At 72.1% G+C, this 18,919-nt stretch carries 17 protein-coding genes; 7 read left to right on the top strand and 10 right to left on the bottom strand.

Annotated elements, in window-relative coordinates; genetic code table 11:
- Window positions 1-130: 130 nt before the first annotated feature.
- From ACZ7GZ_RS29985 to ACZ7GZ_RS29970, 4 genes are all read right to left on the bottom strand, one after another.
- A complete protein-coding gene (locus ACZ7GZ_RS29985; protein ID WP_471028946.1) occupies window positions 131-997 on the bottom strand; it encodes an LURP-one-related family protein in 867 nt (288 codons plus the stop codon).
- Between the two features lie 66 nt (window positions 998-1,063).
- The gene (locus ACZ7GZ_RS29980) at window positions 1,064-3,112 is read right to left on the bottom strand and encodes a phosphocholine-specific phospholipase C (protein WP_471028944.1); all 2,049 of its coding nucleotides are present in this window, start codon (window positions 3,110-3,112) and stop codon (window positions 1,064-1,066) included.
- Between the two features lie 289 nt (window positions 3,113-3,401).
- A complete protein-coding gene (locus ACZ7GZ_RS29975; protein ID WP_471028943.1) occupies window positions 3,402-3,533 on the bottom strand; it encodes a hypothetical protein in 132 nt (43 codons plus the stop codon).
- Between the two features lie 515 nt (window positions 3,534-4,048).
- Window positions 4,049-4,729, bottom strand: coding sequence for an MmyB family transcriptional regulator (locus ACZ7GZ_RS29970; RefSeq protein WP_471028942.1), 681 nt, complete (start codon window positions 4,727-4,729; stop codon window positions 4,049-4,051).
- A gap of 240 nt (window positions 4,730-4,969) precedes the next feature.
- On the opposite strand from ACZ7GZ_RS29970, the gene ACZ7GZ_RS29965 reads away from it, so the two are divergent.
- The 3 genes from ACZ7GZ_RS29965 to ACZ7GZ_RS29955 all read left to right on the top strand — a co-directional run bounded on the left by ACZ7GZ_RS29965 (window position 4,970) and on the right by ACZ7GZ_RS29955 (window position 6,641).
- Entirely contained in the window at window positions 4,970-5,626 is a 657-nt protein-coding gene (locus ACZ7GZ_RS29965; RefSeq protein ID WP_471028941.1) for a helix-turn-helix domain-containing protein, read from the top strand.
- Window positions 5,627-5,640: 14 nt separating this feature from the next.
- A complete protein-coding gene (locus ACZ7GZ_RS29960) occupies window positions 5,641-6,198 on the top strand; it encodes a toxin-antitoxin system, toxin component (RefSeq protein WP_471028940.1) in 558 nt (185 codons plus the stop codon).
- Window positions 6,199-6,413: 215 nt separating this feature from the next.
- Complete coding sequence (locus tag ACZ7GZ_RS29955) at window positions 6,414-6,641, top strand: hypothetical protein (protein WP_471028937.1); 228 nt, start codon at window positions 6,414-6,416, stop codon at window positions 6,639-6,641.
- A gap of 48 nt (window positions 6,642-6,689) precedes the next feature.
- On the opposite strand, the gene ACZ7GZ_RS29950 is transcribed toward ACZ7GZ_RS29955, so the two are convergent.
- Both ACZ7GZ_RS29950 and ACZ7GZ_RS29945 read right to left on the bottom strand, forming a co-directional pair.
- Window positions 6,690-7,370 carry a 4'-phosphopantetheinyl transferase family protein gene (locus ACZ7GZ_RS29950; RefSeq protein WP_471028934.1) on the bottom strand — a complete coding sequence of 227 codons (681 nt, stop codon included), beginning with the start codon at window positions 7,368-7,370 and terminating at the stop codon, window positions 6,690-6,692.
- On the bottom strand, window positions 7,318-8,223 hold the full coding sequence (locus ACZ7GZ_RS29945; RefSeq protein ID WP_471028932.1) for a metallophosphoesterase family protein: 906 nt from the start codon (window positions 8,221-8,223) through the stop codon (window positions 7,318-7,320). The genes ACZ7GZ_RS29950 and ACZ7GZ_RS29945 overlap by 53 nt, the downstream gene beginning before the upstream one ends.
- 236 nt (window positions 8,224-8,459) lie before the next feature.
- Here ACZ7GZ_RS29945 and ACZ7GZ_RS29940 point away from each other — a divergent pair, with 236 nt between their 5' ends.
- Window positions 8,460-9,569 carry an ATP-grasp domain-containing protein gene (locus ACZ7GZ_RS29940; protein WP_471028929.1) on the top strand — a complete coding sequence of 370 codons (1,110 nt, stop codon included), beginning with the start codon at window positions 8,460-8,462 and terminating at the stop codon, window positions 9,567-9,569.
- A 139-nt stretch (window positions 9,570-9,708) separates the two neighbouring features.
- Complete coding sequence (locus ACZ7GZ_RS29935) at window positions 9,709-11,391, top strand: carbohydrate binding domain-containing protein (RefSeq protein ID WP_471028927.1); 1,683 nt, start codon at window positions 9,709-9,711, stop codon at window positions 11,389-11,391.
- A gap of 296 nt (window positions 11,392-11,687) precedes the next feature.
- Here ACZ7GZ_RS29935 and ACZ7GZ_RS29930 read toward each other — a convergent pair whose 3' ends face one another.
- The 4 genes from ACZ7GZ_RS29930 to ACZ7GZ_RS29915 are packed head-to-tail and all read right to left on the bottom strand — an operon-like array spanning window position 11,688 to window position 16,406.
- Window positions 11,688-14,747, bottom strand: a complete 3,060-nt coding sequence (locus ACZ7GZ_RS29930) for a glycoside hydrolase family 38 N-terminal domain-containing protein (RefSeq protein ID WP_471028926.1) — start codon at window positions 14,745-14,747, stop codon at window positions 11,688-11,690.
- A gap of 50 nt (window positions 14,748-14,797) precedes the next feature.
- Window positions 14,798-16,135: a 6-phospho-beta-glucosidase gene (locus tag ACZ7GZ_RS29925; RefSeq protein ID WP_471028924.1), complete on the bottom strand. Its 1,338-nt coding sequence runs from the start codon at window positions 16,133-16,135 to the stop codon at window positions 14,798-14,800.
- Window positions 16,132-16,260 (bottom strand): hypothetical protein, encoded by a 129-nt coding sequence (locus tag ACZ7GZ_RS29920; RefSeq protein WP_471028922.1) that lies wholly within the window; start codon window positions 16,258-16,260, stop codon window positions 16,132-16,134. Before ACZ7GZ_RS29920 ends, ACZ7GZ_RS29925 begins: the two co-directional genes overlap by 4 nt.
- Before the next feature lie 11 nt (window positions 16,261-16,271).
- Window positions 16,272-16,406: a hypothetical protein gene (locus ACZ7GZ_RS29915; protein ID WP_471028921.1), complete on the bottom strand. Its 135-nt coding sequence runs from the start codon at window positions 16,404-16,406 to the stop codon at window positions 16,272-16,274.
- A gap of 110 nt (window positions 16,407-16,516) precedes the next feature.
- Between ACZ7GZ_RS29915 and ACZ7GZ_RS29910 the strand changes: the two genes are divergently transcribed.
- Both ACZ7GZ_RS29910 and ACZ7GZ_RS29905 read left to right on the top strand, forming a co-directional pair.
- Window positions 16,517-16,987 carry a DUF4981 domain-containing protein gene (locus ACZ7GZ_RS29910; RefSeq protein WP_471028919.1) on the top strand — a complete coding sequence of 157 codons (471 nt, stop codon included), beginning with the start codon at window positions 16,517-16,519 and terminating at the stop codon, window positions 16,985-16,987.
- Window positions 16,988-17,322: 335 nt separating this feature from the next.
- Entirely contained in the window at window positions 17,323-18,747 is a 1,425-nt protein-coding gene (locus tag ACZ7GZ_RS29905) for a glycoside hydrolase family 16 protein (RefSeq protein ID WP_471028918.1), read from the top strand.
- Window positions 18,748-18,919 lie beyond the last annotated feature (172 nt).

The following is an 18,919-nucleotide window of genomic DNA, read 5'->3' as shown; positions in this document are numbered from 1 at the left end:
ACCCCCCCCCCCCCCCCTCTCCCCCCCCCCGCGACAAAACCACCCGCCTCCCCCCGCCCCCCCCCCCCCCCCCCCCCCCCCCCCCCCGTCGCCGTACTCCCCGTGTTCCGCTCTCCCCGTCGGGGCCCGCTCAGTTCCAGCCCCGCGAGTCCTGCTTCAGCGCGGTGTCGACGGTCAGGGCCGTCGCCACCACGAGGCTGAGCAGCGGCTCGGGCAGCTGGTAGTGGATCTGCAGGACGTAGTTGTCCGCGCTCGTGAAGAGCGTCTTGGCGAGGCCTTCCCACGTCTTGGTGATCCGGGCCACCTCGTTGTCCGCGTGGTCGACGATGGCGAAGTTCCACGCCCGCCAGTTCTCCGCCTTGATCGCGCCGACCTGCTGGCCGTTCGCGTTCATCGCGAAGTTGATCTTCCCGATCATGTTCTGCTGGACGATCTCACCGACCGGCGAGCCGTCCGGGCGCGTCACGACGACCCGGGACTTGAAGATCTTCGCCGGCCGGGTCAGCAGCAGCTGCGGCTGGCCGTAGGCGTCCCGGATCTCCAGCTTGTGGGTCAGGAACTGGTCCCAGCTGGAGATGAAACGGAAGATCTTCCTCAGCACGCCCTGGCCGACCTCGGTGACCGAGCCGATGTCGCGGCCGTGCTGATCCATGACCTTGTACTCGTTGGTCACCTCGATCAGCTTGGCCTTCTGGTTCACCACCAGGACGGGCTCGGTGAAGAGGGTGCCGCCGCCGGGGCCGCCGGCCGCGACCCCCGCCTGCTGCTGCACCTGGCGCTGCACCTTGGGGTCGGCGGCCTGCGCCTGCGGGGCGCCGTACTGCTGGGGAGGCGCCTGCTGCTGCGAAGCGGCCTGCTGGTGCGGGACCTGACCGGCGGGCGCCTGCGCCGGGTTGGTGTGCTGGGTCCACTGCGCGCCGTCCCAGTAGCGGAGCGTCTGCGGCGCTCCGTGCGGATCCGGGTACCAGCCTGCAGGAGTGTTCGATTGCGTGGTCACCGGGGCACACTACCCTGATGTGACCGGTACCTGACCAGTCCGCACGGAGCGGTGTTCATCGCCCGTTCACTCCGCGGCGATCGCCGGGTCGCTGACGCCGGGTCGCCCGTTCTCGACATGGCCGGCGAAGCCGCGCAGGAAGGCCGGGTCGGCGTCGCAGGTGACCGTCACGTCGTACCAGCGCTTGCTCGCCGTGAGGTCGACGGTGTGCCTGACGGTCGCGCCGGGCCGTATGGTCACGGTGGCCGGGCTGCCGCCGTAACCGCTGACGAGCTTCAGCTTCACCGTGCCGTAACCCTTGTTGGTGAAGGTGAGTTCCAGGTGGTCGCCCACGTGCCGGGCGGTCGCCTCCGGTCCCGCGGCCCTGCCCCTGCCCTTGAAGACGCGCAGGAAGCCGTTGGGGCCGTGCACGGCGAGGTCGTGGACGCCGCCGGAGTAGGCCGAGTTCCAGGTGTCGGACAGGGACGTGCCGGCCTGGGTGGTGTAGGTCCAGGGGCCGTCGGCGCGGTTCCCGGAGGTCACGAGGAAGGCGGCGCCCGCGTGCGCCCCCGAGGCGAACGTGAGGGTGAAGGTGCCGGCCGCCGTGTCCGCGGAACCGTCCACCACCGGGGCGTACTTCAGCGGGCGGGTGGGCCGGCTGCCACGCTCCTGCCCGGGCAGCGACGGGTGGGCGGGCGGCTTGGGCACGTAGTCCGGGTGACGGTCCCGGTCCGGCGGCTCATAGGCGGCCGTGGACGGCAGCGCCACCGGCTTGGTGTCCTTGCGGGAGAAGTCGAAGGCACTGGTCAGGTCGCCGGTGACGGCGCGGCGCCAGGGCGAGACGTTCGGCTCGTGCACGCCGAAGCGGCGCTCGATGAACCGGATGATCGAGGTGTGGTCGAAGGTCTCCGAGCAGACGTAACCGCCCTTGCTCCACGGCGAGACCACCAGCATCGGGACCCGCTGGCCGAGCCCGTAGGGGCCCGCGACATGGCTCGCGTCGCCCTGGTACAGGTCGAGCGAGGGGTCGACGGTCGACTTGCCCTGCGCGCCGGAGGCCGGCGGGAAGGGCGGGACGACGTGGTCGAAGAAGCCGTCGTTCTCGTCGTAGGTGATGAACAGCGCCGTCCTGCCCCACACCTCGGGGTCGGCGGTGAGCGCGTCCAGGACCTGCGCGATGTACCAGGCACCGTAGTTGGCGGGCCAGTTGGGATGCTCGGTGAAGGCCTCCGGGGCGACGACCCAGGACACCTGCGGCAGCTTGCCGGCCTTGACGTCGGCCTTCAGCTGGTCGAAGAAGCCCTCGCCCTTCTTGGCGTCGGTGCCGGTGCGGGCCTTGTCGTACAGCGGGTCGCCGGGCTTGGCGTCGCGGTACTGGTTGAAGTAGAGCAGCGAGTTGTCGCCGTAGTTGCCGCGGTAGGCGTCGTCGATCCAGCCCCAGCCGCCGGCGGCGTCCAGGCCGTCGCCGACGTCCTGGTAGATCTTCCAGGAGACTCCGGCCTGCTCCAGGCGCTCGGGGTACGTCGTCCAGCCGTAGCCCTTCTCGTCGTTGCCGAGGACCGGGCCGCCGCCCTTGCCGTCGTTGCCGACGTAACCGGTCCACATGTAGTACCGGTTCGGGTCGGTCGAGCCCATGAACGAGCAGTGGTAGGCGTCGCAGAGGGTGAAGGCGTCGGCGAGCGCGTAGTGGAACGGGATGTCCTTGCGGGTCAGATACGCCATGGTCGTGGTGCCCTTGGCCGGCACCCACTTGTCGTACTTGCCCCCGTTGAAGGCGGCATGCGTGTCCTGCCAGCCGTGCGGCAGGTCCTGGATGAAGGCCAGGCCCAGGTCGTCGGCGTCCGGGTGGAAGGGCAGGATGTCCTTCGTGCCGTCGGACTGCTTCCAGACCGACCGGCCGTTCTGCGTGACGGAACGAGGGTCACCGAAGCCGCGGACGCCGCGGAGCGTGCCGAAGTAGTGGTCGAAGGATCGGTTCTCCTGCATGAGGACGACGATGTGCTCGACGTCCTGGACCGTCCCGGTGCGATGGTGCGCGGGCAGGGCCGCGGCGCGCTGGATACTGCTGGACAGCGCCGTGAACCCGGTGGTGGCGCCCGCGAGTTGGAGGAAGCGGCGCCGGTTGACTTCGGCCATGGGTGTGAGGGTCCTCTCGTCCTGACGTACGTGATGCCGCCGCGATGCCGTGCGAATGACGGAATCTGCGCGGAGCGAGTGTTCCAAGAGCAGCAAACGTCAGGGAAGGGTCTGGTGGCGCCTGTGTGAAACTCGGCGGTCCGTGAGGTGCGCGCCAGGGGAACACATGAGGCACCGGCCGTCGAGGCCAACACTCGGGCTGCGCCGATGACTTCGGGCAGCTGAGTGACCTGCCGAGCGAGGGCGCGGGACGGCTCCAGCGGGTCGCGTTCGCCCTGCGCGTACCGGGTCATGGCGAGTTGGGGGCCGGCGAGGAGGGCCGGGCGACGGCCTCGGAGCGCGCGCCCTCGACGACCGCGCCGGGGGCTTCGTCGTACCGGTGGACACCCTCGGTGCCGGCCGGCAGGCGGCACAGCACCACCGCGCGCGTCCAAGCCGCGCACAGGGCGCCCGGGCACGGGCCTGGAGGCGGGAAGGCCGCCGGGCGGCGGAGCCTTCCGGACGAGGGCCTCGGCGTCCTCGCGAACAGTGCCCGGACGCCGACCGGTTCGGTGAGCCGGGGCCGGAGCGCTTCGGTCAGCGGACCGCCTGCGCGGTGCCCTGACGGTGCCGGCCGGGGTGGGCCGGGCGCCGGGAAGGGGCGGCAGGGGGACGGGCCGCCACCCCGGAAGGCGGACGGCCCGCGCCCCGTGGCTTGCGTGAGGGCGCAGGGCGCCGGCGCCCGGTGGTTGGGGGCACCCGGTGGCTGGGGGCACCCGGTGGGTTTCAGCGGTTGCGGGCTTGTGGTTTCAGCGGCTGCGGGCAGCATCGGGCCGGCCGCGCGGTTCCCGAGCGGGCCGTCGTACCCGCCGCACCGCCTCGTGCCCGCCCCCTTTACGGGGCGCGCTCCTCTTCCGGCCCGGCGCCGCCGGCGACCTGAACGCCGGCGGTGCCGGGTCAGTCCTCGGGGGTGCGGACGACCGTGAGGTGCCCCGCCGGGCCGCGCGACCGGTGCGACCGGTGCGGACGGCGTTTGGGTGCGGCGGGCCGGCGGTTCTCGCGAAGGACCAGCGAAAGCCGCCGGTAGCCGAGGTCGCGCAGGACCTCCGGCGTCTCCTCGACGATGCGGCACTCGGTGGGGCCGCGGCGCGGGTCGGGATGGACCAGCAGCCGCACGGCCCCGTCGAGCCGGGTCGCCGTCTCCCCCACGGCCCGGATCCAGTGCGGCAGGCCCTGCCGGTAGGCGGCCTCCATGAGCGGGTCCTGGGTGATGTCCCGGCGGATCGCCTGGAGTTCGTGGTCGTGACCGTACGTCTCCAGGGCCGACCTGAGATGGGCCAGCATCGGCAGGCACCAGCCCTGCTCGTGCTCGCCGAGGACGTCGCCCGCGTCCGGGTGGAACAGGACGAACCGCAGGAAGTTGTCCCCGGGCATGGCTGTCGCGTGCCGGCGCACCCCGCGGAAAAGTGTCTCGAACGCGCCGTTGGCCATGACCACGTCCCAGCGGTGGTCGACGACCAGGGACGGGCAGGCGAGGGCTTCCAGCAGTAGGGCGTAGTCCTGGAGATACGCCTGGGTCTCGCAGGTCTCGGGGACGGGCCGCGGTGCCGGCCGCCGCCCTCCTGCCTGATGTGCCATCGGGAGGTCACCCCTCTTGCCTCTGCCGCCTTCACGCGGCCCTGCGATCCTGCGGCCCCCGGCAAGACCGTGTCAACTATCGTGGCATTCCGCGCCCGTTGACGGCTGAAATTCGCCACAGTTGTGGCGACACCTGGATGTGAGTTCGAGGCACCCGCTACTCTCCGGGAAGTTCACGGCGATCGCTCGTGAGAAGCACGGACACATCTGAAGCCCTCGAGAGACGTAGGAGTTCTGTCGGTGACGGATGGCTACGAGGATCCGGGCGCCACGGCGACCGCCCAGCTGCCGGCCGTCGTCGCCCGCGTCACCGCACTCGCCGACCGGCTCGGCGTGCCGCAGGCCGAGGTCTTCGACGTCGGGCGGCTCTCCGTGGCCTGCGGTGTGCCGGAGGCGGTGGTCAAGGCCCTGCTCAGCGGCCGGCCGGCCGGGGAACCGGACGTCCAGGCCCGCTTTCTGCAGCGCCTGGGCCTGCTGCGGCGTACGCGGCTGAAGCCGAACGGCCGCAAGTACACCCAGCAGGAGATCGCCGACGGCGCGGGCATGTCCCGGCAGCAGGCCGGCGCCCTCATCAACGGCGACCGGCGGCCGACCATGGAGCACTGCGACGCGCTGCAGCGCTTCTTCCGGGTGCACGCCGGCTTCCTCACCGCGGAGGACCCCGAGGCGCTGGCCGGTGCGCTGCAGCGCACCGAGCAGGAGCTGCTGCAGAAGCTCGCCGACCGGGAGCGGGCCGCCGCGGGGGCCGACCAGGATCCGCTGGAGCGGCTGCTGCAGGACCACGGGGTGCGCGGCATAGCCTGGCGCGCCGCGCAGTTGCCCACCGACCAGCACCGGGACAAGGTCGCGGAGTGGCTCGACATGCTCCTGGAGAGCGTCAAACGGCCCGAGTCGTGAGCCGGGGGAGGACTGTGGGCATCGGCAGGGACATGCGCCGGCTGTGCAACGAGCTGGCAAGCGGGCTGAGGCTGCCCGTGCCGGCACCGCCGGGGGAGCTGTACCACGCGCTGTGCGAGGCGATGAGCCGCCGCCGCGGCCGGCCGGTCCACTTCCGGGCCGCCGCCTTCCCGCCGGGCACGGCGAGCGGGCTGTGGCTGGACCTGACCGACCGCGACCTCGTCGTCGTGGAGGAACGCACCGCACCCGACCACCAGTTGGTGATCCTCGGCCACGAGCTGTGGCACATGCAGGCCGACCACCGCGGACACCACGTCGACGGCATCGGGGTCGCCACGCGACTGCTGTACGACGACACCGACCAGGACGCGCTCCAGGCCACGGTGCAGCGGGTCGCGGCGCGGACCCGCTTCGACCTCGCCGAGGAGCGGGACGCCGAGACCTTCGGTCTGCTGCTGGCCAGCAAGTGCCGTACCTGGCTGGCCGGTTCGGCGCGTGGTCCGGTGCAGCGGGACGACGTGGTCGGGCGCATCGAGGCATCCCTGGGGTACCACTCGGGGGCACAGGGCTGACCCGGGGCGTGCGCGGCGGCGGCTCCCGGGGCGTGCGCCGCCGCACGTCGTCTTCGGCGTGGTTCATTCCTTCGCCTCCGCTGAGCGGGCGAACCGGCGCGGAGCCGAACGGCGTTGTCAGTGGTGGACGGCAAGCTGGAGGGGTGCGCCGTACTGCGCGGCGCGCGGCGCCGCAGGGCGCCTGACCGTGACGCCTACTCGGGGAGAGCCGACCGATGCCCACCGCCGTACTGACCGACCGTGAGCGCACCGCCGTACAGGCCTACCTCCGGCTGCTGCACACGGTGCGCGCCGCCTTCGACGGGCCGCCGGACGGGGGCCGGCCCGCCGTGGTACCGCCCGCCGTGCTGGCCGAGGCGGAACGGGCCCTGGCGCGCGCGGGTCTCGCGGGCAACGAGGAGGAGTTCTTCCGTCTGCTGCGCGACTGGTGCCCGTCGGCCTGAGCGGACCTGTGGCCGGGCCCGGCACTCACCCCCGCCCCGGCCGGGGCTTCAGGGGTGCGGGACGATGACGGCGGTGGCGACCAGTCCGTCGCGTACGACCCACCGGCCGTCGAAGACCTGAAGCCGGCGTTCGCCGACCCGGGGCCCGGGGACGAGGAGTTCGGCGCGCAGGGTGCCGTGCGACGCGTCACCGGGGCCCGGGTGGAGGGTGATGTCGGCCTCGGAGAAGTCCAGCCACATACGGGTGAGCGGGAACCACGCCTTGTAGACGGACTCCTTGGCGCTGAACAGGATCCGGTCCCAGTGCACGGCGGGCCGCCGCCCGGCGAGCCGGGTCAGCCGCTCGGCCTCCGCGGGCAGGAAGACGGCGGGGCCGACGCCGTCCGGGAGCGGACCGTGCGGTTCGGCGTCGATGCCGAGGGAGACCAGGTCGCCCGTGCGGGCCAGGGCGGCGGCGCCGTAGCCCTCGCAGTGGGTCATGCTGCCGAGCAGGCCGGCCGGCCAGCGCGGCGCGCCCCGGTCGCTGCTGAGAACGGGCTGCGCCGGCACGCCCAGTTTCTCCATGGCCTGCCGGGCGCAACCGCGTACGGCGGCGAACTCGCGGCGGCGCTTGTCCACCGCGCGTTCGACGAGCACGGCCTCCTCGGGGTAGAGCGGCGCGTCCCACAGCGGGTCGTCACCGTGTGCCTCCACGGCCACGACCGACTCCGGGAGCAGCTCCTCGATCACCGGTTTCAACCTCCATCGGCAGGATGCGGCGCAGCTTTCCCGGCGGTCCCGGACGCTTGCGCCATTCGCGGGGATAGCCTACGGAGACCTCTTCGAAGCGGACTCCGTCGTGCCAGGTGGTGCGCGGGATGTGCAGATGGCCGTAGACCATCGTGGCGACGGGAAAGCGGCGGTGCCAGTCGGCCGTCAGCTCGGTGCCGCACCACATGGCGAACTCGGGATACCACAGCACCTCGGTGGGATGCCGGTGCAGCGGATAGTGGTTGACCGGTACGACCGGCAGGTCCGCGGGGAGCGCGGCGAGCCTGCGCTCGGTCTCGGCGACCCGTGCCCGGCACCAGTCGTCACGGGTTGGATAGGGGTCGGGATGCAGCAGGTACTCGTCGTTGCAGACGACGCCCGTGTCGTGCGCGTAGGCCAGGCCCTCGGCCTTGGTGGCGCAGCCGGACGGCAGGAACGAGTAGTCGTACAGCAGGAACAGCGGGGCGACGGCGACCGGACCGCCGGGGCCCTGCCACACCGGGTACGGATCCTCGGGGGTGACGACGCCCAGCTCCCGGCACACCTCGACCAGGTGCTCGTAGCGGGCGACGCCGCGCAGGGTGACGGGGTCCCTCGGGTGGGTCCACAGCTCGTGGTTGCCGGGCGCCCACAGCACCTTGCGGAAGCGGCCCGCCAGCTTCTCGAGTGTCCAGCGGATGTCGGCGACCGTCTCGGCGATGTCACCGGCCACGATCAGCCAGTCCGCGTCACTCGTGGGCCGCATGTCCTCGACCAGGGCGCGGTTCTCCGGATACGTGATGTGCAGGTCGCTGATGGCCAGCAGCTGTCCGGCCCCGGCCGCATGCTCCACCCCGCACCCCTTCCGATCATCCTCTGACGGGACCACAAGAACACATTCCCGGACAGCGGAGCAAGCCGCAATTCCGTAATACTCGCGTTGCACGCGGGGGCTCTTGAAAGCCGTATGATCGCCCCGGCGCCAGCACCCCAACCCCCCTTTCCGCAGGGTTGTTTGGTGTCCCTTCCTCCCTCCTGCCCGGGCACGGGCCGCTGAGCCGTGCCCGAAAACCCCGAAAGGCGGCCTGCATGCTCTCTCGCGTACGCGTCTGGCTCAACCGCACGTACGCGGAGAACGTGTTCTTCATGGATCAGCTGCGCAGAAATCCCAGCGACCGCGCGGTGGAGATCCATGCCACGCACGGGGACCCCGACTCCCCCGTCCTGGCCGCCGCCGACACCGCCGACCTGGAGCCGGAGGGCCTGTCCCCGGCCGCGTACGTCGAGTACGCCCTCGACCAGTGCGTCCGGCGCGGCATCGACGTGTTCGTGCCCCGGCTGCACCAGGCGGCGATCGTGGCGCACCGCGCGGATTTCGCGGCGGCGGGTACGGCGCTGCTGGCACCGACTCCCGAGGCGCTGGCCGTGTTCGAGGACAAGGCGACGGCGTACGAGGCGGTCCGCTCGGTGGGGGTCCCGGTGCCGCCGTGGCGGCGGGTGCGCACGGCCGACGAACTCCTGGCAGCGGTCGAGGAGTTGGAGGCGGCCGGGCACGAGCCGTGCGTCAAGCCGGCCGCCGGTGCCGGCGGGGTCGGCTTCCGGATGATCACTCGCGCCCCGTTGTCGCTGGCGAACCTCGCCGGGTTCCCGAGCCCGTATGTCCAGCTCGACCTGGTGGTCGAGGCCCTGCGGCGGGCCGACGGGCCGGTGGACTGGCTGGTGATGCCGCGCCTGGAGCGGCCCGAGGTGTCCGTGGACTGCCTGACCGGACCGGACAACCGGCTGCGCCTCGCGGTGGGCCGCACCAAGAACGGCCGCCGGCGGGGCTTCACCCTGGACGAACGGTGGCTGGAGCCGGCCCGGCTGATCGTGGAGGGCTTCGGGGTGCACCACCTGTCCAACGTCCAGTTCCGCATGCTCGGCGACCGGCCGGTGCTGCTGGATGTGAACACGCGGCCCTCCGGGGGTCTGCATCAGCTGTCCCTGTGCGGGGTGAACGCACCGTGGGCTGCTGTGCGACTGGCGCTGGGCGAGGATCCCGGGGTCATCGAGCCCCCCTTCCTGGGACCGGACTACACGGTGGTTTCGGGACCCCGGCCTGTTGCGCCCACTTCACTTCCCCGGCAGAGGGAAGCGGAGATCACCCTGCCGGCGGTGCCCGCGCAGGCGGGTTCGGCGGTGGAGGCCCTGCCGCTTTAGGCGCCCCCGAGCCGGTCACCCCGCCGGTATGGACCAGTTCCGTCGTTCTCCTTGACAGCCGGATTGGTCCATACCAAATTCTTTGGCGCACCTCCGCACAGCCGTGCACTCCCCACACCCATCCCCACAGGGAGATCGCGTGCGCAATCCACTCGGACGTTCCAGACGCCGGCTACTCGCCCTGCTCGGTGCCGTCGCCCTCGCGGTCGGCGGGGCCATCGCCCTTCCGGGTACCGCTCAGGCAGCCAACCTCCTTGCCGACCCAGGCTTCGAGTCCGGCCTCGCCCCCTGGACCTGCACGGGCAACCTCGGCTCGGCGGTCTCCTCCCCCGTGCACAGCGGCGCGAAGGCGTTGCAGGGCGCGGTGACCGACAGCGACAACGCGCAGTGCAGCCAGACGGTCGCGGTCCAGCCGAACACGACGTACACCCTCAGCGGCTGGGTACGCGGCAGTTATGTGTACCTGGGCGTGAACGGCGGCGCCTCGACCTGGACGACGTCGCCGTCGGCGTACAGCCGGCTGAGCGTCTCCTTCACCACCGGTGCCGCACAGACCAGCGCCACCCTCTACGTCCACGGCTGGTACGCCCAGGGCACGTACTGGGCCGACGACTTCAGCCTGGACGGGCCGGGCGGCGGAGGCGGCGGGGACACCCAGGCGCCGACCGCGCCCAGCGGGCTCACCTCCACCGGCACGACCTCGTCGAGCGTGTCGCTGAAGTGGAACGCCGCCACGGACAACGTCGGCGTGACGGGATACGACATCTCCAGCGGCCCGAACCGGGTGCTGACCGTCTCCGGCACGTCCGCCACGGTCGGCGGGCTGTCGCCCAGCACGTCGTACACCTTCACGGTGAAGGCGCACGACGCGGCCGGGAACGTCTCGGGTGCCTCCAACTCCGTGACGGTGAAGACCGACGCGGGCAGCGGCGGTGGCACCGGGTTCAAGCAGGCCGCGCCGTATCTGTACGAGGGCTGGGGGGATCCGCCGAGCCCGACGACGGTGATGGGCGCGACCGGGATCAAGTCGTTCACGATGGCGTTCGTGCTGGACTCCGGCGGCTGCACCCCGGCCTGGGACGGCAGCCGGCCGCTCACCGGCGGCGCCGACCAGAGCGCGGTCAACGCCGTCCGGTCCGCCGGCGGTGACATCGTCCCGTCCTTCGGCGGCTGGCAGGGCAGCAAGCTCGGCGCCAACTGCTCCTCCGCCGCCGCGCTCGCCGGCGCCATCCAGAAGGTGATCGACGCCTACGGTCTGAAGGCCGTCGACATGGACATCGAGAACACCGACGAGTTCGAGAACGAGGCCGTGCAGGCGAAGATCCTCACCGCGCTGAAGACGGTCAAGGCCGACAACCCCGGACTGAAGACCATCGTCACCTTCGGCACCTCCACCACCGGGCCGACGTACTACGGCAACCGGCTGATCGAGCAGGCGCAGTCGCTCGGCGCGAACATCGACGTGTTCACCGTCATGCCGTTCGACTTCGGCGGCGGTTCGGACATGTACGGCAACACCGTGAACGCCGCGGAGGGCCTGAAGAACAAGCTGAAGTCGGCCTTCGGCTGGGACGACGCGACCGCCTACGCCCACGTCGGCATCTCGGGCATGAACGGCCTGTCGGACCAGCAGGAGACGACCACGCCGGCGGTCTGGACGCAGATCCGGGACTGGGCGAACTCCCGTCACATCGCGCGGCTCGCCTTCTGGTCGGTCAACCGTGACCGGCCCTGCGCGGGCGGCGGAGTGGTGAGCAACTGCTCCGGCATCAGCCAGAACACCTGGCAGTTCACCTCGATCACGGCCGGGTTCACCGGCTGAGCGCACCCTCGGTGTCCCCCGGTCTTCAGGACCGGGGGACATTTTTTTCCGCAGGGGTGTATCAGGGCGCGGCCCTGCCGCTCTCCATGACAGGAACAGAAAACCCACGGGGGAGCAACGGGGGAATCGGGGGGAGTCCACGGGGGAACGGGGCCCTCGGGGGGAACCGGGGGCCCTCGGGGGAACGGGGGACGGGCCGGTCGGTCGCGGTCACGGGGAGCGACCGGCCGGCCCGGTGCGTCGGGAACGCGATCCGATGCCGCCTGTCCGGCGTCCGTGAACCCGGACCGCACGGCCTACGACCGGCTCGCCCGGGCCCGCCGCAGCCGCAGGGTCAGGATCTGGAACGGCCGCAGCGCGACCGGGACCGAGCCGTCGGGGCGCGCTTGCGCGCCGGCCAGCGGTCGCTCCAGCAGATCGGTGACCTCGGCACCGGCCAGCGGGAACCCCGGCCGCAAGACCCCGGCGGCCCGGCCGCCCCGGCACTCGTACAGCCGTACCACCACGTCGCCGGATCCGTCGTCGGCGAGCTTGACCGCCTCCACGGTCACCCCCTCGCCCTCGACGGAGACGACCGGTTCCGGCTCGCCCGCCGAATCCGCCACCCGCAGCGGGAGGTTGAGGGCGTAGCCCTCGGCCACCGCGTCCTCGATGCCCGCGCCGGGCAGCAGGGCGTAGGTGAAGCGGTGCCGGCCCCGGTCGGCCTCGGGGTCGGGCACGCGCGGGGCACGGACCAGGCTGAGCCGGACCGTGGTGGTCGTACCCCCGTCCTCGCGGACGGTACGCGAGACGTCGTGGCCGTAGGTGGAGTCGTTGATGAGGGCGACGCCGTAGCCGGGTTCGGCGATGTGCACCCAGCGGTGCCCGCAGACCTCGAAACGGGCCGCCTCCCAGCTGGTGTTGGTGTGGGTGGGCCGCTGGACGTGACCGAACTGGATCTCGGCCGAGGAGTGGGGGGCGCGCAGGTCGACGGGGAAGCCCGCCTTGAGGATCTTCTCCGTCTCGTGCCAGTCGATGTCCGTCCCGATGTCGATGCGGGCGCTGCCGGCCCGGACGGTGATGGTCTGGGTGATACGGGATCCCTTGCCGAAGGAACGGACCACACGGATCGCGCCGACCAGAGGGGTGTCCTCGACCACGGTGACCGAGTCGGGCTCCAGCAGGTCGGTGTACCGGTTCTTGTAGTGCTTGTCGATGTCCCAGGCGTCCCAGTAGTTGGGCAGGTCCGTGTGCAGGCGGAGCAGATTACCCCGGCCGGCGAGGACTTCGCGGCCCGCCCGTAGATCGTATACAGACGACAGTGTTCCGTCGTCCGCCACCTGTACACGGACGATCCCGTTGTCCAGGGTGCGCCCGCCGGCCGTGACCGGATGCGGCGGTTCGGCCGGAGTGAGGGGCGCGGAGCCGTTCGCGGGCACCTTCACATACACCGGTGCGCCCCCGGGGGTGCGGACCACCTCGGCACGCTCGCGCGGGCCGGCGTTGAACACGCGGGGCCCGCCGGTGCCGAGCGCCGCGATCGCCTCGCCCGTGATCACCTGCAGCTCCTCGGCCACCCGGGCGTATACGGCCTCGGCCTCGCGGTGCACCCAGGCGATGGAGGAGCCGGGCAGGATGTCGTGGAACTGGTGCAGCAGGACCGTCTTCCACAGGCGGTCCAGCTCCTCGTACGGGTAGGTGTAGCCGGGCGCGTGCAGGGCGGCCGCGGTGGCCCACAACTCGGTCTCGCGCAGCAGGTGTTCGCTGCGCCGGTTGCCCTGCTTGGTGCGGGCCTGGGTGGTGTAGGTGGCGCGGTGCAGCTCCAGGTACAGCTCGCCCGCCCAGACGGGGGCGTCCGGGTACTCCGCGCGGGCCTTGGCGAAGAACGCGTCGGGGTGCTCGATCTCGACCTTCGCCGAGCCCTCCAGGTTCTTCAGGCGGCGGGCGCGTTCCATGATCTCGCGGGTGGGGCCGCCTCCGCCGTCACCCCAGCCGAAGGGGGCGAGGGAGCGGGTGCCGCCGCCCTTCTCGGCGTAGTTGCGGACGGCCCGGGCCAGTTCCTCGCCGCTGAAGCGGGCGTTGTAGGTGTCGATGGGCGGGAAGTGGGTGAAGATGCGGGTGCCGTCGATGCCCTCCCACCAGAAGGTGTGGTGGGGGAAGGTGTTGGTCTGGTTCCAGGAGATCTTCTGGGTGAGGAACCACTCGTTCCCGGCGAGCCGGGCCAGCTGCGGGTAGGCCGCGGTGTAGCCGAAGGAGTCCGGCAGCCAGACGCCCTTGGTCTCGATGCCGAAGTGTTCCATGAAGAACCGCTTGCCGTGCACGAGCTGGCGGGCGAGGGCCTCACCTCCGGGCAGGTTGCCGTCGGCCTCCACCCACAGACCGCCGACGGGCGCCCACTGGCCCCTCGCCACGGCTTCCTCGATCCGCTCCCACACCTGCGGGTACTGGTCGCGCACCCACGCGTACTGCTGGGCCTGGGAGCAGGCGAAGACCAACTCCTCGTACTCGTCGGCGAGCGCGGTGACGTTGGAGAACGTCCGGGACGTCTTGCGCCGGGTCTCGCGGATCGGCCACAGCCAGGCCGTGTCGATGTGCGCGTGGCCGACGCCGGAGACGAGGTGCGCACTGGCGTGGGCGGGCTTGGCGAGCACCGGGCGCAGGGCCTCGCGCACGGCGGGGGCCGAGCCGGAGACGTCGTCCAGGTCGAGCAGGTCCATGGCCCGGTCGAGGGCATGCGTGATCTCGTGCCGGCGCGGGTCGTCCGGGCCGAGTTCCGCCATGAGTTCGCGCAGCACCTGGAGGTCGAGGTCGAGGTGCCAGACCTGCTCGTCGAGTACGGCGAGATCGGCGCGGCGGAATGTATACAGTGGACGGTCGCCTGCCGTCCGTACATCGCCGAGCGGGGTCGGTCCGGCGAACCCGTTCGCGAGGACGTCCGGGTTGGAGGCCGCCTCCACCAGGTACTCGACCGTCTCCCCGCCCGCCGCCGGGCGGGCGACCGGCACGTACTGGTTGAGCGGGTTGACCGCCTTCAGCGGGATGCCGTCGGCGCGGTGGACGAGCGCCTCGGCCTGGTTGCCGGGCCAGTCGCCGACGAAGCCGAGGTCGATGACCGACTCCACCCGCTCGCCGGCCCACTCGGCGGGCACCCGGCCGCGCATCCGGAACCAGGTCGTCCCCCAGGGCGGTCCCCACGGGGTGCCCATGGCGAAGGGCGTGTACGGGGCGGCCGCGGCCTCCTCGAAGGGAACCGGTTCCCCGGGGGCCTGCCAGGCCTCCACCTCCAGGGGGACGGCGGCGGTGTAGATCACGGGCCTGATGCGCTGGTCGTGGAGGCGTGCGACGCGCTGCTCGATCCGGCGGCGTTCGTCGTGCATGGCGGTCTCCCAAGGACGCTGGGGAAAGCAGAAGACGCTGGGGGGAACGCTTACTTCAGGTACGCCAGGCCAGGATGGACCTCGGTGTACGCCTCGACCAGCCTGCGGGCCACGTTGACCGAGTCGACCAGCGGGTGCAGCGCGAAGGCCTTCACGGCCGTCTGCCGGGATCCGGACTCGGCGGCGGCGAGCACCTCGCGCTCGACGGCTTTGACGGAGCACACCAGCCCGGTGGCGTGACCGGACAGCGGGGTGACGGCGGCCGGATGGGCGCCGCCCGCGTCGACCAGGCAGGGGACCTCGACGACGGAATCGGCGTCGAGCACCGAGAGAGTGCTCCGGTTGCGCACGTTCAGGATCAGCGTGGTCCGCTCGTCCCGGGCGATGGCCCGCATCAACGCCAGCGCCACCTTCTCGTAGCCGCCGGACAGGTCCTCGGCCTCGCGCTCCCCCGCGCCGGCGCTCTCCCGGTTCTCGGCCATGTAGGTGGCCTCGCGTTCGGCACGGGTGCGGTTCCACACGTCCAGGGCGGACCGGTCCGTGCGCAGGGCCTCCGCGTAGAAACGGGCCTGCTGGTCGCGCAGGAAGGCGCCCCGGGTCTGCTCGGCCTCCTGATAGGCGCGTACGGCTTCCCTGTTGAAGTAGTAGTAGTGCAGGTACTCGTTGGGGATCGCACCGAGCGACTGCAGCCAGTCGACCCCGAACAGCCTTCCCTCCTCGAAGGAGCCGAGCAGGGCGGGGTCGGCGAGCAGGCGCGGGAGTTCGTCGCGTCCGGCGACGTGCAGGCCGCGTACCCAGCCGAGGTGGTTGAGGCCGACGTAGTCGACGAAGGCCTCCGCCGGGTCGGCGCCGAGGACGCGGGCGATACGGCGGCCGAGGCCGACGGGGGAGTCGCAGATGCCGATGACGCGGTCGCCGAGGTGCCGCGACATCGCCTCGGTGACCAGGCCGGCGGGGTTGGTGAAGTTGATGACCCAGGCGTTCGGGGCGAGGCGGGCCACGCGCCGGGCGATGTCGACGGCGACGGGGACGGTGCGCAGGCCGTAGGCGATGCCGCCCGCACCGACGGTCTCCTGGCCGAGCACGCCCTCGGCGAGCGCCACCCGCTCGTCGTCGGCGCGGCCCGCCAGGCCGCCGACGCGGATCGCGGAGAAGACGAAGTCGGCGCCGGCGAGCGCCTGGTCGAGGTCGGTGGTGGCGGTCACCCCGGGTGCGTCGGGGTGGCCGGCGGCTTGCGCATCCAGTACACGGGTTACTGCATACAGTCGACGGTCGTCCAGGTCGTGCAGGACGACCTCGGTGACCCGCCCTTCGGCGCGGTCGGTCAGCAGGGCACCGTAGACGAGCGGCACACGGAATCCGCCGCCGCCCAGAATCGTCAGCTTCACGTCTGCACCCTTCCCGGAACTCCCGCCACGACCACCTCGACGCCCGCGGCCCGGAGCGCGGACCGGGTGTGCCGGCCCACCGATGCGTCCGCCACCCGTGCGTCCGCCACCCGTGCGTCCGTCACCGGCGCGTCCGTCACCGGCGCGTCCAGGAGGGGCTCCCGAGCGCATGCCGCTCGACCGCGAGATGGCGCACGTACCGGTCGTGCGCGCAGGGTTCGAGCATGACGCTCGCCTGCTCGCTCGTCGGGTAGCGATGGAAACGCAGCATGCCGTCATCGTAGGGCCACGCCCGCGGACCACTGCACGGCCAGCGAGTCGACCCCGGCTCTTCGGGGCGGCTTCATCCACCGGTCCCCGGAGCACGGAATCCTGCACCGCGTGAGCGAAGGCAGACCGGCCGGGCACAGCGGCACCGGGCCGTACGAGCACCAGGGGTGCCGGGCTCCGGTCCGCATCCGGTGCCACCGGCACGAGGGGATCGTCCTCTTCAACGACGATTACGGCCGGGGTCTCGGCCGACTGGCGGCGACCTGGGAGCTGGTGCGGGCCGACGGCCGGATCCTGACCGCTTCCGCCGGCCTGCCCGATCTGAGGCCGGGTGAGACGGCGGCCGTACTCCCGCCGTTCCGGCTGCCGCGGGACGGCGGCGAGGCCTGGCTGACGCTGCGGGTGGTGACGGCGGTGGACGAGCCGTGGGCACCGCGCGGTACGGAGCTGTGCGCGCCTCGGGTCCGGCTGCGGACGGCTCCCCCGGCCGCCCGGCAGGCCGATGCCGGCAGTGCCGTACGGCCGTCCCGCCCGGCCCCGGCCGGGAACCACCGCCGGAGCCGACCCCTGCGTGCCCTCTGACCCGGACCCTCCTGCGCCCCCACCGCACTGCGGGGCGCCGCCGCCACCGCCGGTGTCGCGCCGCCGTCCGTCGCGGAGGCGGCCGGACACGGACCTTGGGCCGGCGGCCACCCCCGCGCTCGCCACCCCGCGCTCGCCACCCCGCAGCGCGGTCTGAGCCGGTACGGAAGGCTTCACCCGGTGAACTCCTGTACCGCGACGGGACTTTCCTTGTTTCAAGTCTTGACGACCGGAGGGCCGGGGAGCACATTGGCGGCACCTTGAGAGCGCTCTCAGAACCCTTCGAGGGTGCCCGTCGAGGACTCCCGCACACCCCGTACCCGAGAGGCCTCCCCATGAGCGATCCCTCCGGCACACCCAGACACCGCCCCATGCGGCGCCCCCTACGGCACCCCCTGCGGCGCACGCTCGTCGCCGTCGTCGCCACGTTCGGCCTGGCCGCGGCCGTCGCGACGGCGGCCACCGCACCCGCGAACGCCACCGCCCCCGCGCCTCCCTCGGGCTGGAGCCAGGTCTTCCTGGACGACTTCAACGGCGCGGCCGGCTCCGGTGTGAACACCGCCGAATGGCAGTACGACACCGGCACTTCCTACCCGGGAGGCGCCGCGAACTGGGGCACCGGCGAAGTCGAGTCGATGACCTCCAGCACGAACAACGTGGCGCTGGACGGCAAGGGCGACCTGCTGATCACGCCGCGCCGGGACGCCTCCGGCAACTGGACCTCCGGGCGGATCGAGACCGCCCGTACCGACTTCCAGCCCCCGGCCGGCGGAAAGCTGCGCGTGGAGGCCCGGATCCAGATGCCCGACGTCACCGGCGACGCGGCCGCGGGCTACTGGCCCGCCTTCTGGATGCTTGGCGCGCCCTACCGCGGCAACTACCAGAACTGGCCGAGCGTCGGCGAGCTGGACATCATGGAGAACGTCCAGGGCCTGAACAAGACGTGGGCCACCCTGCACTGCGGCACCAGTCCCGGCGGCCCGTGCAACGAGACCACAGGCCTCGGCAACTCGACCCCCTGCCCGAACTCCACCTGCCAGTCGGGCTTCCACACGTACACGATGGAGTGGGACCGCTCGGTGAGCCCGGAGGCGATCCGCTTCTCCGTCGACGGCGTGACCTACCAGACGGTCACGGCGAACCAGATGGACGCGACGACCTGGGCCAACGCCACGAACCACGGCTTCTTCGTCATCCTGGACGTGGCGATGGGCGGCGGCTTCCCGGGGGCGTTCGGCGGCGGTCCGACCAGCGCCACGCAGCCCGGTCACCCGATGGCCGTCGACTATGTGCAGGTCCTGCAGTCCTCGGGCAGCGGGGGCGGCACCACTCCCCCGCCGTCCGGCAACCGCGACGCCTACAGCCCCGTCCAGGCCGAGTCCTACGACAGCCAGTCCGGCGTCGGCACCGAGACCACCACGGACACCGGCGGCGGCCAGGACATCGGCTACCTCGCCGACGGCGACTGGGCGCTGTACAAGGGCGTCACCTTCGGCTCCACACCGGCCACCCAGTTCTACGCGCGCGTGGCGAGCGGGGCCGCGCCCGGGGTGAGCGGGCTGGTGGAGGTGCGGCTGGACAGCCGGAGCAACGCACCCGTCGGAAGCTTCGCGGTGGGCGGCACCGGGGGCTGGCAGACGTGGAAGACGGTACCGGCCAACATCAGCGCGGTCACCGGCACCCACGACGTCTATCTCACCTTCACGAGCGGCCAGCCGGCCGACTTCGTGAACGTGAACTGGTTCGACTTCGGTCACTGACCCCGGCGGTCGTACGGCCGCGCGGATCGCGGCCGGGCGGACCGCGGCCGGGCGGACCGCGGCCGGGCGGACCGGGGGGGGGGGGGGGGGGGGGGGGGGGAGGGGGGGGGAAGGGGGGGGGGGGGGGAGGGGGAGAGGGGGGGGGCGGTCGCGCTAGGATGAGCGGCGTGCG

It is taken from the genome of Streptomyces sp. NPDC037288, assembly GCF_055603265.1.
The sequence above is the reverse complement of the archived record's forward strand: the minus strand, read 5'-3'. Positions and strand labels throughout refer to the sequence as shown.

Coding starts and splice junctions, on each gene's coding strand:
- ACZ7GZ_RS29915 (WP_471028921.1), bottom strand. CDS start 16,406: ATGCTGCGTTTCCATCGCTACCCGACGAGCGAGCAGGCGAGCGTCATG.
- ACZ7GZ_RS29970 (WP_471028942.1), bottom strand. CDS start 4,729: ATGGCACATCAGGCAGGAGGGCGGCGGCCGGCACCGCGGCCCGTCCCC.
- ACZ7GZ_RS29980 (WP_471028944.1), bottom strand. CDS start 3,112: ATGGCCGAAGTCAACCGGCGCCGCTTCCTCCAACTCGCGGGCGCCACC.
- ACZ7GZ_RS29955 (WP_471028937.1), top strand. CDS start 6,414: ATGCCCACCGCCGTACTGACCGACCGTGAGCGCACCGCCGTACAGGCC.
- ACZ7GZ_RS29905 (WP_471028918.1), top strand. CDS start 17,323: ATGAGCGATCCCTCCGGCACACCCAGACACCGCCCCATGCGGCGCCCC.
- ACZ7GZ_RS29940 (WP_471028929.1), top strand. CDS start 8,460: ATGCTCTCTCGCGTACGCGTCTGGCTCAACCGCACGTACGCGGAGAAC.
- ACZ7GZ_RS29930 (WP_471028926.1), bottom strand. CDS start 14,747: ATGCACGACGAACGCCGCCGGATCGAGCAGCGCGTCGCACGCCTCCAC.